16 protein-coding genes are annotated in these 15718 nt (G+C 62.8%); 12 read left to right on the top strand and 4 right to left on the bottom strand.

What is annotated here, in order from left to right:
* Positions 1–240 precede the first annotated feature (240 nt).
* The 8 genes from C6Y56_RS10955 to C6Y56_RS10920 all read left to right on the top strand — a co-directional run bounded on the left by C6Y56_RS10955 (position 241) and on the right by C6Y56_RS10920 (position 7974).
* Entirely contained in the window at positions 241–1140 is a 900-nt protein-coding gene (locus C6Y56_RS10955; RefSeq protein ID WP_169429871.1) for a LysR family transcriptional regulator, read from the top strand.
* A gap of 161 nt (positions 1141–1301) precedes the next feature.
* Positions 1302–2144, top strand: a complete 843-nt coding sequence (gene fdhD / locus C6Y56_RS10950; protein WP_169429870.1) for a formate dehydrogenase accessory sulfurtransferase FdhD — start codon at positions 1302–1304, stop codon at positions 2142–2144.
* Positions 2141–2626, top strand: coding sequence for a cyclic pyranopterin monophosphate synthase MoaC (gene moaC, locus C6Y56_RS10945; protein ID WP_169429869.1), 486 nt, complete (start codon positions 2141–2143; stop codon positions 2624–2626). Before fdhD ends, moaC begins: the two co-directional genes overlap by 4 nt.
* On the top strand, positions 2623–2874 hold the full coding sequence (locus C6Y56_RS10940; RefSeq protein ID WP_169429868.1) for a MoaD/ThiS family protein: 252 nt from the start codon (positions 2623–2625) through the stop codon (positions 2872–2874). The genes moaC and C6Y56_RS10940 overlap by 4 nt, the downstream gene beginning before the upstream one ends.
* A gap of 3 nt (positions 2875–2877) precedes the next feature.
* Complete coding sequence (moaE, locus tag C6Y56_RS10935) at positions 2878–3339, top strand: molybdopterin synthase catalytic subunit MoaE (protein WP_169429867.1); 462 nt, start codon at positions 2878–2880, stop codon at positions 3337–3339.
* A 70-nt stretch (positions 3340–3409) separates the two neighbouring features.
* Positions 3410–4756 (top strand): chromate efflux transporter, encoded by a 1347-nt coding sequence (gene chrA / locus C6Y56_RS10930; RefSeq protein WP_169429866.1) that lies wholly within the window; start codon positions 3410–3412, stop codon positions 4754–4756.
* 422 nt (positions 4757–5178) lie between these two features.
* Positions 5179–6543, top strand: a complete 1365-nt coding sequence (locus C6Y56_RS10925; RefSeq protein WP_169429865.1) for a glutamine synthetase family protein — start codon at positions 5179–5181, stop codon at positions 6541–6543.
* Positions 6544–6690: 147 nt separating this feature from the next.
* Positions 6691–7974, top strand: coding sequence for an NAD(P)/FAD-dependent oxidoreductase (locus tag C6Y56_RS10920; RefSeq protein ID WP_169429864.1), 1284 nt, complete (start codon positions 6691–6693; stop codon positions 7972–7974).
* A gap of 162 nt (positions 7975–8136) precedes the next feature.
* On the opposite strand, the gene C6Y56_RS10915 is transcribed toward C6Y56_RS10920, so the two are convergent.
* The 3 genes from C6Y56_RS10915 to C6Y56_RS10905 are packed head-to-tail and all read right to left on the bottom strand — an operon-like array spanning position 8137 to position 10060.
* The gene (locus tag C6Y56_RS10915) at positions 8137–8922 is read right to left on the bottom strand and encodes a DeoR/GlpR family DNA-binding transcription regulator (protein ID WP_169429863.1); all 786 of its coding nucleotides are present in this window, start codon (positions 8920–8922) and stop codon (positions 8137–8139) included.
* A 42-nt stretch (positions 8923–8964) separates the two neighbouring features.
* The gene (locus C6Y56_RS10910) at positions 8965–9147 is read right to left on the bottom strand and encodes a hypothetical protein (RefSeq protein ID WP_169429862.1); all 183 of its coding nucleotides are present in this window, start codon (positions 9145–9147) and stop codon (positions 8965–8967) included.
* A 19-nt stretch (positions 9148–9166) separates the two neighbouring features.
* Positions 9167–10060, bottom strand: a complete 894-nt coding sequence (locus C6Y56_RS10905; RefSeq protein WP_169429861.1) for a LysR family transcriptional regulator — start codon at positions 10058–10060, stop codon at positions 9167–9169.
* A gap of 84 nt (positions 10061–10144) precedes the next feature.
* Between C6Y56_RS10905 and C6Y56_RS10900 the strand changes: the two genes are divergently transcribed.
* Positions 10145–10921 carry an NAD(P)H-dependent oxidoreductase gene (locus C6Y56_RS10900; protein WP_169429860.1) on the top strand — a complete coding sequence of 259 codons (777 nt, stop codon included), beginning with the start codon at positions 10145–10147 and terminating at the stop codon, positions 10919–10921.
* Between the two features lie 40 nt (positions 10922–10961).
* Here C6Y56_RS10900 and C6Y56_RS10895 read toward each other — a convergent pair whose 3' ends face one another.
* On the bottom strand, positions 10962–11477 hold the full coding sequence (locus tag C6Y56_RS10895; RefSeq protein WP_169429859.1) for a transporter suffix domain-containing protein: 516 nt from the start codon (positions 11475–11477) through the stop codon (positions 10962–10964).
* A gap of 131 nt (positions 11478–11608) precedes the next feature.
* Between C6Y56_RS10895 and C6Y56_RS10890 the strand changes: the two genes are divergently transcribed.
* Genes C6Y56_RS10890 through C6Y56_RS10880 form a run of 3 tightly spaced genes read left to right on the top strand, consistent with a single transcriptional unit; the run spans position 11609 to position 15270 of the window.
* On the top strand, positions 11609–13162 hold the full coding sequence (locus tag C6Y56_RS10890; RefSeq protein WP_169429858.1) for an efflux transporter outer membrane subunit: 1554 nt from the start codon (positions 11609–11611) through the stop codon (positions 13160–13162).
* Positions 13155–14252, top strand: a complete 1098-nt coding sequence (locus C6Y56_RS10885; protein WP_169429857.1) for an HlyD family secretion protein — start codon at positions 13155–13157, stop codon at positions 14250–14252. The genes C6Y56_RS10890 and C6Y56_RS10885 overlap by 8 nt, the downstream gene beginning before the upstream one ends.
* Complete coding sequence (locus C6Y56_RS10880) at positions 14242–15270, top strand: DUF2955 domain-containing protein (RefSeq protein WP_169429856.1); 1029 nt, start codon at positions 14242–14244, stop codon at positions 15268–15270. Before C6Y56_RS10885 ends, C6Y56_RS10880 begins: the two co-directional genes overlap by 11 nt.
* The last annotated feature ends 448 nt before the right edge of the window (positions 15271–15718 follow it).

Genomic DNA, 15718 nt, shown 5'->3' with positions numbered 1-15718 from the left:
ACTGTCTAATCACTCTAACCAACCGCACTATCGACCCGCTCTATCGGTCGTTTTTCCAAGAACTTCGACTACCGTCGGCGCCAATGGAACCGGCCGTCATCGAAACCCTCGATAGCCTCTTAAACGCTTCCGATTGGACGTAAAACGCGATCAGTGGGATCGTCACCCCCTGCGCTTTCCGTGCGCCGTACGCATCTGCGTCAATACTCAATCAAAATTCTCAATCGAGCAGGTGCCATCGTGGACATCAAACAACTCAAGTTCCTGATCGCGCTGGACGAAACCCGTCACTTTGGCCAGGCCGCCGCGCGCTGCCACATCACCCAGCCGACCCTGTCGATGCGCCTGCGCAATCTGGAAGACGAGCTGGATCTGGTGCTGGTCAATCGCGGCCAGCGCTTCGAAGGTTTCACCCAGGCTGGCGAGCGCGTACTGGCCTGGGCCCGCACGCTGCTGGCGGCCCACGACGGGTTGTTCGCCGAAGCGGCTGCCTGCCGGGGGCAACTGGTCGGCAGCCTGCGCCTGGGGCTGGTGCCGCTGAGCAACTTCAATCCGGTCAATTACATTCAGGGTTTGTCCGCGATCTATCCGGAGCTGAAATACAGCCTGTCGTCACTGAGTTCGGACGAAATCATCGAAGGTCTGGGCAACAATCAGCTCGACCTGGGCGTGTGTTATCTGGACCACGTCAACCCGAATTATTTCGATTTCTTCGAGATCGGCGAAACCCGCGTCGGCCTGCTCTACGACACCCGCCACTTCCATTTCGAAGGCCCGGAAATGAGCTGGGAAGACGCCGCCGAACTGCCGCTGGGGATGATCACTACCGGCATGCACTACCGAAAATCCATCGACCTGAGTTTCCGCAGTCGCGGCCTCAATCCGCAGCCGATCATGGAAAGCGATTCGACCTATCAGCTGCTGCAGGCGATTCACCAGGGCTTCTGCTGCTCGATCATGCCGCTGGACAGCGGCCTGGAAGAACCGATCGAACATCTGGCCTTCATCAACCTGCCGGATGCCAGCGTGCTCGCGCCGCTGGGGCTGGTGATGCGCAAGACCGAACCGCGCTCGGCGATTGCCGAGAAGTGTTTTGCCGAGGCGCGCAAGATGTTCGGGATCGAGATGCCTGCCGTTTAACACCCCCTCAAGCAACCCTGAAAAGTTGCACTTCGGTGCAACGTCTTCAGGTTCACCCGCAGTGATCGACCAATCCAATCACTGCATCGGAACAAGCGATTGGACGCACTTTTCCCTGCCCCGTAGCCTGAACCCACTTCAGCGCTTCGGGGACTTTCAAGATGCTGTGCCAAGTTGAACAACTCATCGAGCCGGGCGACGCCAACGCCCCCGCGCCACAACCGGCGCAAGTGGCCTACCGCGAATACCTCGACGACGCGCCGGTGTCCCACGCAGCCCTCGCGGCGGAAATTGCCTTGGCCATCAGCTACAACGGTTTGAATCAAGCCGTGATGATGGTCTCGCCGGGCAACATCGAAGACTTCATTCGCGGCTTCAGCCTGAGCAACGCCATTGTCGACAGCCTCGACGATATCCATGACATCCGCCTGACCCATTTCGACCAGGCCTGCCAGGCCGACGTGCAGATTTCCAGTCGTGCATTCTGGGCTCTGAAAGATCATCGGCGGCAGATGGCGGGCACCAGCGGTTGCGGCCTCTGCGGCGTGGAAGCCCTTGAGCAGGCGTTGCCGCAACTGGAAATCCTGACCCCGACACCGCTGCCACCGGCCGCGCACTTCGACGGTATCCGCCAGCGCATCGAACAGGCCCAGCAACTGGCCCGCAGCAGCGGCGCCCTGCACGCGGCGTTGTACTTCGACGCAGACGGCGAAGCGCTGCTGTGCCGCGAAGACATCGGCCGCCACAACGCCCTCGACAAGCTGATTGGCGCCCTTCAGTTCGAAGGCCTCGATGCGCGTCAGGGCTTCGTCGTGGTCACCAGCCGTTGCAGCCTCGAACTGATCCACAAAGCCGTGCGCGCCCGCTTCGGCACCCTGGTCAGCCTGTCCGCCCCCACCGCGTTGACCGTGCGCTGGGCGCTCAAGCACCGCTTGAACCTGATCCACGTCCCGCACCGCAACGCCCCGCGAATCTACAGCCCGATCCAGGAGCCCAGCGCATGATCGACACCCTCACCCACCTCGACGATCAGGGTCGCGCCAACATGGTCGACGTCAGCGACAAAGCCGCGACCCGCCGCGAAGCCACCGCGCAAGCCTGGGTGCAGATGCGCCCGGAAACCCTGCAAATGATCCAGTCCAACGGCCACCCCAAGGGCGATGTGTTCGCCGTGGCGCGGATCGCCGGGATTCAAGCGGCCAAGCGCACCCACGAGTTGATTCCGCTGTGTCATGCGCTGTTGCTCAGTTCGATCCACGTCGAGCTCAAGGCCTGCGAGCCGGACCGCGTGCAGATCACCAGCACCTGCCGCCTCACCGGCCAGACCGGCGTCGAACTCGAAGCCCTGACCGCCGCCAGCGTCGCCGCGCTAACCATCTACGACATGTGCAAAGCGGTGGACCGGGCAATGGTCATCGGCGACATCCGTGTGCTGAGCAAACAGGGCGGCCGCTCTGGCCACTTTCAATGGGAGAACCCGCAATGATTCTGATCAACTACTTTGCCAGCTACCGTGACCGGCTCAATCTGGGCGGTGAAAAGATTCCGGCCAGCGACACCCTCGCCTGTGTCGAGGACGTGCGGCAGATGCTGATGCAGCGCGGCGATATCTGGCGTGAAGTGCTCGGCGCCGGCAACCTGATGTGTGCGGTGAATCAGGAGCTGTGCCAGCCGGATCAGGCGATCGAGGATTTCGACGAGATTGCGTTTTTTCCGCCGGTCACGGGGGGTTGAGGCGTGAGTGTTCGAGTCCAGCGTAAAGGCTTCGATGCCGGTCAGTTGATTGCCGACCTGCATGCGCGCAATCCACGGGTAGGCGCGGTGGTGAATTTCATTGGCTACGTGCGGGATCTGAACGTCGGGCAGTCGGTGACCGAGCTGTTTCTGGAGCACTATCCGGGCATGACCGAGAAGGCTCTGGAACAGATCGCCGAACAGGCCCGCGAACGCTGGCCGCTGCTGGCGGTGGAGATCGTGCATCGGGTCGGCGCGCTGTCGGTGAGCGAGCCCATCGTATTTGTTGGCGTCAGCAGCAAGCATCGGCATGCGGCGTTCGAGGCCTGTGCGTTCATCATGGATGTGCTCAAGACCCGTGCGCCGTTCTGGAAGCGTGAGACCACGCCCGAGGGTTCGCATTGGGTCGAGGCGCGGAAGAGTGATCAGAATGCGGCGTTTCGCTGGAGTCTGGCGCATGCCTGACCGGGTACTGTCGAATGCAACAAAAACCTGATTTGATAGCGGCTCGCACCAATCGAACGTGGAGTCGCACTTGAGCACAACGCCCCCTGAGGATTTGCCCCGGCCCGAGCCTGTCAGCCTGCGCCAGGCCTGGCCCTTCTGGCTGAAACTAGGCTGCATCGGCTTCGGCGGCCCCGCCGGGCAGATCGCGATCATGCATCAGGAACTGGTGGAGCGCCGGCGCTGGATTTCCGAGCGGCGCTTCCTGCACGCGCTCAATTACTGCATGTTGCTGCCCGGCCCCGAGGCCCAGCAACTGGCGACCTACATCGGCTGGCTGCTGCACCGCACCCGTGGCGGCGTGCTGGCCGGGGCGCTGTTTGTGCTGCCGTCGCTGTTGGTCCTGATTGCCCTGTCGTGGGTGTACATCGCGTTTGGCGACGTGCCGGCGGTGGCCGGGGTGTTTTACGGGATCAAACCGGCGGTGACCGCGATTGTGCTGCACGCAGCCCATCGCATCGGCTCCCGGGCCTTGAAAAATGGCTGGCTGTGGGCGATTGCCGGGGCGGCGTTCGTGGCGATCTTCGCCTTCAACGTGCCGTTTCCGCTGATCGTGCTCGGCGCGGCACTGATCGGCTATTTCGGCGGACGCTGGGCGCCTCATCGGTTCAACAATGGCGGCCATCGCGGCAGCGAAAAGTCCTTCGGCCCGGCACTGATCGATGACGACACTCCGCCAGCTGAACATGCACGGTTCAGCCTGCCGAGGCTGCTGCGTCTGGTGCTGGGCGGTGGGTTGTTGTGGTGTCTGCCAATGGCGTTGCTGACGGCGCTGTTCGGCTGGGGCGGCACCTTCACCCAGATGGGCTGGTTCTTCACCAAAGCAGCGTTGCTCACGTTCGGTGGCGCTTATGCCGTGCTGCCCTACGTGTACCAAGGCGCGGTCGGGCATTACGGCTGGCTGACGCCGACGCAGATGATCGATGGACTGGCTCTGGGCGAAACCACGCCGGGGCCGCTGATCATGGTCGTGGCATTCGTCGGATTCGTCGGGGCTTATGTCCAACCGACGTTCGGCCCGGAGCACGCGTTTGCCGCTGGTGCGCTGGCGGCGACACTGGTGACCTGGTTCACCTTTCTGCCCTCGTTTCTGTTCATCCTCGCCGGCGGGCCGCTGGTGGAGTCGACGCACAACGAACTGAAGTTCACCGCACCGCTAACGGCGATTACCGCAGCCGTGGTCGGGGTGATCCTGAATCTGGCGTGCTTCTTCGCCTGGCATGTGTTCTGGCCCAACGGTTTTGCCGGACAGCCTGACTTTTTTGCGCTGTTGCTCGCCCTCGCCGCCACCCTCGGGCTGTTTATCTTCAAGCGCGGGGTGATCGAGGTGTTGATCGTTTGCGCCCTCGTCGGGCTGGGGTTTCATCTGTTGCGCTGAACCGGTGGCTTGCCGCGCGCATCGGAATCAGGCGTTTACTTATCCCGGACTTCCCCCTTACTATCCCGCCACACCGGCATGGCGGGACGCTCCCGCCGCCGACGTTTTCCGCCAACGGAAACACGCGTCATGAGCACGTCACTCCAACAATCAGAATCGTTGAACGTCTCTGCACTGTGCGCCCACCTTCACGGGGGCCGCGCATGAATCGCATCGTCAATCTCCCCATGGCCCTGAGCCGTTCCAAGCTGCGTCACTCCGCACGCCCGCCGGATATCTGCCTGCCCGTCTGATCGCGCCGGTAAAAATCGCGACAGCTCCTTCTCTTTTTCGATATCCCTGCCAGGACGCCCGCGCCTTTTGCCGAGCTGCGTCCAGGCCGAATCTGCGCGCCTGTGCGGCGCCATCGTGAGTGATTGATTATGAAATTCGCAGCCATTGAAGACGCCCGTAGCTTTCTCGAGCAGAACCCCGACATCGACATGATCGAGCTGTTCATCCTCGATGCCAACGGCGTTCCCCGCGGCAAGCTGTTGCACCGCGAAGAACTGCTCGCCGTGTACGAAAGCGGTCGCCCGCTGCCGAGCACCATCCTCGGCCTGACCGTGCAGGGCGAAGACGTGGAAAACTCTGGGCTGGTGTGGGACGTCGGCGACATCGACTGCCGCGCCTATCCGCTGGATGGCAGTCTGGTGCGCCTGCCGTGGCGGCAGATTCCGACCGCTGCGGTGCAGGTCAGCATGCACCCGGAACAAGGCATGCCGGCAAGCATTGCCGACCCGCGTCACCTGTTGATCAAGGTCATCGACCGTTTGAAAGCCGAGGGTTACCACCCGGTGATGGCCTGCGAGCTGGAGTTCTATCTGCTCGACGCCAAACGCGATCACAACGGCCGCCCGCAACCGGCGCTGGATGCCGACGGCGGTCGACCGCGACACACCCAGGTCTACGGTTTGCGTGAGCTGGAACAGATCGAACCGTTCCTCGCCGACCTCTACAGCGCCTGCAAACTGCACGGCATTCCGGCGCGCACGGCGATCTCGGAATACGCGCCGGGCCAGGTGGAAATCACCCTCGAACACGGCGATGCGCTGGAGGCGATGGACCAGGCCGTGCGCTACAAACGGCTGGTCAAAGCCGTAGCACACAAGCACGGGATGCAGGCGACGTTCATGGCCAAGCCGTTCGATCACCTGGCCGGCACCGGCATGCACATGCACGTCAGCCTCGCGGATGCCGAGGGGCGCAATCTGTTTGCCTCCGAGGACCCGGCGGGCACCCCGCTGCTGCGCACGGCGATTGGCGGGATGCTCGCCTCCCTGCTCGATTCGCTGCTGCTGTTCTGCCCGAACGCCAACTCCTACCGCCGTTTCCAGGCCAACAGTTATGCACCACTGGCGCCGACCTGGGGTGTCGATAACCGTACCGTCAGCCTGCGCGTACCCGGCGGCCCGGCCAACACCCGGCACATCGAACACCGCATCTGCGGCGCCGATGCCAACCCGTATCTGGCAGCGGCGGCGATCCTGGCGGGCATTCATCGCGGCATAAAAGAACACATCGATCCGGGTGAACCGGTGGAAGGCAACGGTTACGCGCAGGCGAAAGAATTGCTGCCGACCGATTGGCTGACTTCGCTCACGGCACTGGAAAACTCGGTGTGGGCGCGGGATGCGCTGGGGCAGGAATTCCTCGGGGTGTATCTGGCAGTGAAACGTGCGGAATACCGGCAGTTCATGGCCGAAGTGGGCGAGCAAGACTGGCGCTGGTACCTGACCGAAGCCTGACGCCTCCCACTGAACCCTGTGGGAGCCAGCCTGCTGGCGATAGCGGTGCGTCCTTCACCATCCATGTGTCTGACAGGCCCTCATCGCCAGCAGGCTGGCTCCCACAAGGACTGCACTTTGCCTCCCGAATTTTGTGTGGAACTTAAAATGACCGAACGCAGCAATTCCTACTACACCGCAACCCTCAACCGCGACACCGACTACCCGACCCTGCAAGGCCGGCACCAGGTCGATGTGGTGATCATCGGCGGCGGTTTCACCGGCGTCGCCACCGCCGTGGAACTGGCCGAAAAAGGCCTGAAAGTCGCCATCGTCGAAAGCCACAAGATCGGCTGGGGCGCCACCGGGCGCAATGGCGGCCAAGTCACAGGCAGCCTGTCCGGCGACGGCGCGATGCGCAAACAGATGCGCAACACCCTGGGCGATGAGGTCGATGATTTCATCTGGCACCTGCGCTGGCGCGGCCACGAAATCATCCAGCAACGGGTCGAGAAATACGCGATCGATTGCGACCTCAAGCACGGCCATTTGCACGCGGCGTACAAGCCGAGCCACATGGCCGGTTTGCGCAGCGACTATGACGAAGCCGTGCGTCGCGGCATGGGTGATGACGTCAGCCTGCTCGACCGCAGCCAGGTGCGCGACCTGCTGCAAAGCGACCTCTATCACGGCGCGATCAAGAACACTCGCAACATGCACCTGCACCCGCTCAACCTGTGTATCGGCGAGGCGCGGGCGGCGGAAAGCCTCGGCGCGCTGATCTTCGAAAACAGCGAAGTGCTGGAGATCATTCATGGCGACAGCCCGGGCGTGCGCACCGCCCACGGACAGGTCGACGCCAATCAGGTGCTGCTGGCCGGCGACGTCTACCACAAGCTCGAACCGGGCCAGCTCAAGGGCAAGATCTTCCCGGCCATGGGCGGCATTGTCACCACCGAACCGCTGGGCGATCTGGCCAAGCAGATCAACCCTGAAGACCTTGCCGTTTACGACTGCCGCTTCGTCCTCGACTACTACCGGCTCACGGCTGACGGCCGCCTGCTGTTCGGTGGCGGCGCCAACTACAGCGGCAAGGATTCACGGGACATCGCCGGCGAACTGCGGCCGTGCATCGAACAGACCTTCCCGGCGCTCAAAGGGGTGAAGATCGATTACCAGTGGAGCTGCGCGATGGGCATCGTCATCAACCGCATCCCGCAACTGGGCAAGCTCTCGGACAACGTCTGGTATTGCCAGGGCTATTCCGGCCACGGCATCGCCACGACCCACATCATGGGCGAGATCATGAGCCAGGCGATCACCGGGCAGATGCAGCAGTTCGACACGTTTGCCGCGTGCTCGCACATTCGCGTGCCAATGGGCGATCTGCTGGGGAATCCGATGCTGGCGGCCGGCATGTGGTACTACCAGATGCTGGAAAAACTGCGCTGATTGATTCCTCGACCGCGTGCCAGTTTATGCATTGGATCGACTGGCCTCTTCGCGGGCAAGCCCGCTCCCACAAAGTTTGGGGCATACCTGAGTTTTGAGTACGCCTCGGACACTGTGGGAGCGAGCTTGCTCGCGATGGGGCCTTTAAATTCACCACAAAACTCAATCCTGCAGTTGCTCAACCTCAATCCCCAACCGCCGATAGTCCTCAATATTCCCCGACGCCACATGCCGTTCGGTGATCAGCGTGTGCAAGCGCTCGCACGGCGCCACCACAAACGGTTCCACCGCCCCGAGCTTGTCCGCCGTGGTCACGGCAATTACCCGCGTCGCACAGTCGAGCAGCGCCTGCTTGACCGGCACTTCATCGAAGTGCAACGAGGTGATGCCCACCTCCGGATGAATCGCGCAGACCCCGGTGATCGCCAGATCCGCCTTGATCCCCGACAACAGCCGCAGCGCCTCATGACCGCCAGCCGACATGGTTTTCGGATTCAATTGCCCGCCCGCCAGAATCACCTTGATGCCCGGATATTCGGACAACGCAATCGCCGTCATCGGCGACGCTGTCACCGCCGTGAGGCTGATGTCCCTGGGCAAGGAGCGCGCCACCTGCAACGAGGTGGAACCGGAGTCGAACATCACCGTCTGCCCGTTCCGCACCTGCTGCGCCGCCAATTGCGCCAGACGAATCTTCACCTCGTCGATCTCGTCCAGCCGGGTGAAGTAGTCCTTGCCGGTGTCCTTGGGCCTCGGCAGCGCCCCGCCATGCACCCGCTGCACCAGCCCGGCGTTGTCCAGCTCGGCGAGATCGCGGCGGATGGTGTCTTCGGACACCGCAAAATGCTGGCTCAACTCGGAAGCCATGACCTTGCCGTCACGTTCGAGGATCAGAAGGATTTTCTGCCGACGCAGGGAAGGAAGCTCGGAAGCGGAATGATCGTGCATGGTTTTGCCTGTTTGTGCTTTTAATTGCAGGTTTGTGCGAGCTTAGCCAGGCAAACCGGCAAACACAACGCTGGTATCAATGGCTTCGATCATTGGAATCACGAAGCCGAATTTTTTCTTTTGACCCGAGCCCGGCAGAATGGCCCCACTTTCAAAAGGACCAGGATGAATACCGATGAACCTCAATTTCGCTTTTGCCTGCATGGTCGTCGTGTCGTTTGCCATTGCGCTTGGGCACGCCTGATCAGACCGACGCCGCCAGATGCTCGCGAAACCATTTGTGCGCCGGGTCGCGATGCGAACGCTCGGCCCAGAGCATGGCCATTTCGTAGCCCGGCACTTCCAGCGGTGGCTCGACCACTTGCAGCGCGGCATTGCCGCGCGCCAGCCGTGACGGCAGCATTGCCACCAGATCGGTGCTGGCCAGCACCGACATCAGCAACAGAAAGTGCGGCACCGACAGCACCACGTTTCGCGTAAGCCCCACCTCCGCCAGCGCCTTGTCCGTCACCCCGAAAAAACCTCCGCCTTCCGGCGACACCAGCACATGCTCCAGCTCGCAGAACTGCGCGCGGGTCGGCTTGCGTTGCAGTTTCGGGTGCCCGGCGCGACCGGCCAGTACATAACGTTCGGTGAACAGCGCACGCCGGTGCAGCTCCAGCGGCGCATCCTCGCTGGTGTGCAGCGCCAGGTCGATCACGCCCTGCTCCGCCTGCTTGACCAGTTGCCGGGGCGACAGGTCCAGCACCGCCAGTCGCGTGCCCGGCGCCTGGGTGCGCAGCCCGCCGAGGGCCGGCAGCAGAATGGTCGATTCGCCATAGTCAGAGGCCGCGACTTTCCAGGTGTGGGTCGCCTGCGCCGGGTCGAACGGACTGGCCGGCGCCACCGCCCGCTCCAACGCTTCCAGCGCCTCGCGCAACGGTTCGCGCAATTCATCGGCCCGCGCCGTCGGGCGCATGCCACGGGGTCCTGGCAGCAACAGTGGATCGCCAAAAATCTCCCGTAACCGGGCCAGATGCACGCTCACCGAAGGCTGCGACAGGTGCAGCCTCTTCGCGGCGCGGGTGACGTTGTGCTCGGACAACAGCACATCAAGGGTCAGCAGCAGGTTGACATCCAGCCGTCTCAAATTATTCATGGCTATACCAGACATATCAGACATTCATTTCCAATATACCTGCCGGGCGCCGATCCTGCTGTCACTCAGCAACGGAGCCTCACCATGAATGTGCTACTGGTCTACGCCCACCCCGAACCGCAATCGCTCAACGGCGCGCTCAAGGACTTCACCGTCCAGCGCCTGGAAGCCGCCGGCCATACCGTGCAGGTTTCCGATCTCTACGCCATGAACTGGAAAGCCAGCCTCGACGCCGATGACAGCCCGGGTCGCGACAGCACTCGCCCGTTCGACGCGTCCCTCGATTCGAAACTCGCCTTCGAACAAGGACGGCAAGCCACCGACATCACCGCCGAGCAGGCCAAACTGCTGTGGGCCGACACCCTGATCCTGCAGTTTCCGCTGTGGTGGTTTTCCATGCCGGCGATTCTCAAGGGCTGGGTCGAGCGCGTGTACGCCTACGGATTTGCTTACGGTGTCGGCGAGCATTCGGATTCTCGTTGGGGCGACCGCTACGGCGAAGGCACCTTGAAAGGCAAACGGGCGATGCTGATGGTGACCGCCGGTGGTTGGGAATCGCACTACAGCCCGCGCGGAATCAACGGCCCGATCGATGATCTGCTGTTCCCGATTCATCACGGGATTCTGTATTACCCGGGCTTCGAGGTGCTGCCGCCGTTCGTGGTCTATCGCACCGGAAAAATGGATGAGGCGCGGTTTACCCAAACGTGCAAGGAGCTGGGTGCGCGGCTGGATGAGTTGTGGAGTACGCGGCCGATCGGATTTCGGCGGCAGAATGCCGGCGATTACGAGATTCCGGCGTTGACCTTGAAGGATGATATTGCGCCGGGCAGCGAAGGCTTCGCCGCCCACCTCAAATAACCTCCCACCTCAAAAAACAGGGGCTTGGCCCCTGTTTTTTTTACTCCACCACCACCCGCGCCTTGCGCACGAACAGCGCATGCACCTTGTCCCAGAAATTGCCGCCCAGCACGAAAAAGCTGCCGACGAACATCAAGTCGCCCAGCGCCTGCATCTGCCAGAGGTTGGGCCGCACACCCGGGAAGAAATTGTCGAAATACGGTTCCAGGAAGGACGACAGCAGCGGCAGGCAGAACATCACCACGCCGATCTTGTGGCGCATCGGGTTGACTTCGGCCACCGGGGTCGGAATCACGCCGGAAATATAGTGGCCGATCGTGCGCTTGAGTTCGGCGAACCCGGCCTTGCCCATCACCGCGATCACCAGCAGCAACAGCACTTTATTGCTGATGAACAACACCCCGGTCAGCGCCGCGACTTTCGAGCCCGGCACATCGAGGGCGGCGGCAATCGGCACCATCAGCCACGAACCGAGCATCAGGCAGATGATTGCCACGCCGACCTTGAAACGCCAGTTGGCGCTGGTGGGGGCAAGCGGTTCTTGAGCAGTGTCCATGGCTTCCTACCTTTTTATCCGGGGCGGGGTTCGGTGGTGTTCGCCTGAAAAAGCGTAGCAGTTGATTGCTTCGATCAACCGGCAATCTGCGGTCTATGCTCCAGTGACATTTCCCGCTGGGGCCTCCCGGTATGCCTGCAACGCCAGCCCTGCTGATCCGTCCCGGCCACCTGCTGCTGCTCGGTGCCCTGAGCCTTGGCGGCTGCCTGCGGCTGGGCCCGGATTTCCAGCCGCCGGCCGAGGTCTGGAGCAAGCAGTGGCAAAGCCCGGCGCTGGAACAGGCCAGCGAACGCGGCACGTTGCCGGATCTGCGCCAGTGGTGGCAGGTGTTTGCCGATCCGGTACTCGACCGTTTGATCAGCGACGCCGAAGCCCGCAACAGCAGCCTGAAAATCGCCGGCCTGCGGGTGCTCGAAGCCCGGGCGCAACTGGGCATCGCCGACAGCGGTCGCTACCCGCAACTGCAACAGGCCAGCGCCGACAGCCTGTACATCGACCGCCACCAGTCCGGCGGCAGCAATCCGCAGGACTTGCACTTCTGGCAGCACAGCGCCGCGTTCGATGTCGGCTGGGAACTGGATTTCTGGGGCCGCTTCAGCCGCGCCATCGAATCCGCCGACGCCAGCTACTTCGCCGCCCAGGCCAACTATGAAGACGCCCTCGTGCTGCTGCGCGCTCAAGTGGCCGACACCTACTTTGCCCTGCGCACCACAGAAGCCCGGCTGCGAGTCGCTCGGGAAAACGCCGCCCAGCAAAAGCGTAACTTCGAGATCACCGAAAAACTCTTTCGCAGCGGCCAGACCGCCGAACTCGACCTGCAACAGGCCAGGACTCAATACCTGGGCACCCTGAGCAGCATTCCGGCGTTCGAAGATCAATTGCTGCGTACCCGCAATGCGCTGGCGGTGCTGGTCGGCCAGCCGCCCGGTGGCGCGGCGTTTCTGGCGGAACAACCGGGGCTGATTCCGCTGGTGGATCGCGCCGTGTTGCAGGACGTTCCGGCGAACCTGCTGCTGCGCCGCCCCGATGTGCGCGCAGCGGAACTGAACGTTGCCGCGCAATCGGCGCTGGTTGGCGTGGCCGAGACCGATCTGTATCCGTCGCTGACCTTGCTCGGCAGCATCGTCTGGTCCAGCGACACCCTCGGCGCCACGCCGCGCAGTCTCGACCTGATCGGCGGCCCGAGCCTGCGCTGGAACCTGTTCGACTACGGCCGCATCCACAACAACATCCGCGTGCAGGATGCGCGCTTGCAGCAACTGATCGAAGCCTATCGCGACAAAGTCCGTCAGGCCGCCCGCGAGGCCGACGATGCCGCGAGCGGCCTGACCAAAGCGCTGGAACGCGAGCGCATTCTCGGCGAGGCCGAAGGTGCGGCGCGGCGTTCGCTGGTGCTGGCCAACACTCAATATCGTGAAGGCTATTCGGACTTTCAGCGGGTGCTCGATGCCCAGCGGGCGTTGCTGGAGCTACAGGACAACTATCTGGTCAGCCGCAGCAACGCCGTGAGCAACCTGATCGCCCTGTACCGCGCCGTCGGTGGCGGCTGGCAAAGCGCCGGGCCGCAGATTGATTCAGCGACCCGGCAGCAAATGCAGCAACGCACCGACTGGGGCGATCTGCTGAGCGCCCCGCCGCCCCAACCGACCTATCCGATTCCCTCGCAGGTAGACCGCCATGAGTGATGAAGCGCCGCCGGATCCGGCGAAAAAAGGCATCCGCTGGGTGCTGCTGGTGATTGTGCTGAGCCTGGTCTGGTATCTGCTGGCCGACCGTTTTACGCCCTACACCCAGCAGGCGCGGGTCGGTGCGTTTGTGATCCCGGTGGCGGCGGAAGTCGCGGGGCGGGTGATCAAGGTCAACGTGCGCAACAATCAGGACGTGCAGGCTGGCGACATCCTCTTCGAGCTTGATCCGCAACCACTGCAAATCGCCGTCGACCGGGCCCGCGCCGACCTGGAAAACACCCGGCGCACGGTCGGCGCCAGCACCGCCGGCATCGCTTCGGCCCAGGCATCGTTGCGAGCGGCGCAGGCCAATGAACTTAAAACGCGCCAGGACAATCGGCGGCTGGAGGGTTTGTACAAGGAGGATCCGGGTACGGTTTCGGTTCGGCTTTTGGAAGTGTCACGGGCCAACCACGAAGCGGCGGTCAGCCAGGTTGCCGCCGCCCGGGCCGAAGTGCTGCGCGCCCAGGAGCAGGAAGGCGGCAACACCGACACCAACGCCAAACTGCTCAGCGCCGCCGCCACGCTGGCCAAGGCTGAACTGGATCTGGCCAACACCCGCATCGGCGCGCGCTCGGCGGGACTGATCACCGACCTGCGCACCGACGTCGGCCAGTTCGCCGCTGCCGGCAGTCCGGTGATGACGCTGATCACGATCCAGGACGTGTGGGTCAGCGCCGACCTCACCGAGAACAACCTCGGCCGGATCAAGCCCGGCACGCCAGTATCGATCATCCTCGACGCCCTGCCCGGCGAAGTGCTCGACGGCCGGGTGCGCAGCGTCGGTTATGGCGTCAGCGTCGGCCAGACGCCGCCGCCCGGCACCCTGCCGACGATCCAGAACAGCCGCGACTGGCTGCGCCCGGCGCAGCGCTTTCCGGTGATCATCGAGTTCAGCGAAGAGGCGAAAAAGCGTCTGTTCGAAAGCCGTTCGATTCGCGCTGGCGGCCAGGCGGAAGTCATGGCATTTCCCAGCGAGGGCAATCTGCTCAATCCACTCGGGCGGATGTTTGTCTGGTCGATGAGCTGGCTATCGTATGCCTACTGAGCGCAGCGTTCCGGCGCAACGGGCCCTGCGTCTGGCTTGCGGCACGGCGTTGTGCACCGCTGCGAGTTACGGCCTCGCCTTGCCGCTGTCGTTTTTGTCGCCGGTGCTCGCGGTGTTGCTGCTGGCGAGCATGCCCCGGCCATTGCCCGCCAAAACCGCGCTGGTGCTGACGTTCGTTGCCGCGCTCACCACCAGTCTCGGCCTGTTGCTGGTGCCGTTGCTGCGTTATTACCCGGTGTGCGGCGTGCTGCTGATCGGTGTCGGTCTGTTTCGAGTATTCACCTACGGTTTGCGCGGCGGCAACGTGCTGATCATGACATTCCTGGTGATCGGCATGACCATGATCTCCGCCGCCGGCTTCGCCTCATTCGAGCTGGCCATGGCGGTGATCGGCGCGCTGGTCAAAGGCCTGTTGCTGGCCGTCGTCATCGTTGGGCTGAGCCACGTCCTGTTCCCGGAACCGGCCAACAGCCCCGCGCCACCACCCACGCCCGCCCTGCCCGCCGAAGACGTGCCCCGCGTAGCGATGCGCGCAACATTGATCGTGCTGCCGACCTTCCTGCTGGTGCTGATCGACCCCGCCAGCTACCTGCCGATCATCCTCAAAGCCGTCAGCCTCGGCCAGCAGAGCACCACCACCCGCACCCACCACGCCGGGCGCGAACTGCTCGGCTCAACCTTGCTCGGCGGACTGCTGGCGGTGCTGTTCTGGTGTGCATTGAGCCTGTTCGTGCACCTGTGGATGTTCTTTCTGTGGATGCTGCTGTTCGGGCTGTTTCTGGCGCGCAAACTCTATCGACTGCACCCGACGCAGCTCACGCCGGGGTTCTGGCTCAACACCCTGATCACCATGATCATCCTGCTCGGCCAGTCCGTTGAGGACAGCGCGGCGGGCAAGGACGTCTACACCGCGTTCGCGGTGCGCATGGGGTTGTTCATTCTGGTGACGCTTTACAGTGGTGTGATGATGCATTTGCTTGTCGCGCACCGGGACAACCGTCAGGGCGTGACGTTGTAACCAGATTGGAGTTGTCACCCAACCCTGGCGCATTGATTTTTTCGCCTTGGATCCAAACCTTTAAAAAGATATGGAATGATATCAAAGTGATGGCTTATAGTTTCCATGACACACATTGAGTAGGGGTAAACACATGGAAATTGGTGACAAAACAGTAGCAGGCTCCGCCATTGCAACTGGTGCAGCAGCAGGTATAGCTAACGCTTCGATGGTGTATGGCGGAGCAGTCGCGGTCGCTAACGCGGCTGGCTTAAGTGGCGCCGCTGCAACGACTTCCGCCTTAGCCACTCTCGGAGGTGGCGCAGTTGCTGCAGGAGGAGGCGGAATGGCTGCAGGTGTGATGGCAGTCGCCACCGCAGCAGCTTGGCCAGCGGCTGCAATCGCGGTGGCAGGCTATGGCGGCTATCGCTTGTACAAGTGGTTGAAGTAACCATTGATGCTATTTAAC

The organism is Pseudomonas fluorescens, from assembly GCF_012974785.1.
In the GTDB taxonomy this organism is placed as follows: Bacteria; Pseudomonadota; Gammaproteobacteria; order Pseudomonadales; family Pseudomonadaceae; genus Aquipseudomonas; species Aquipseudomonas fluorescens_BT.
This window is presented reverse-complemented; position numbering and strand designations above follow the sequence as displayed.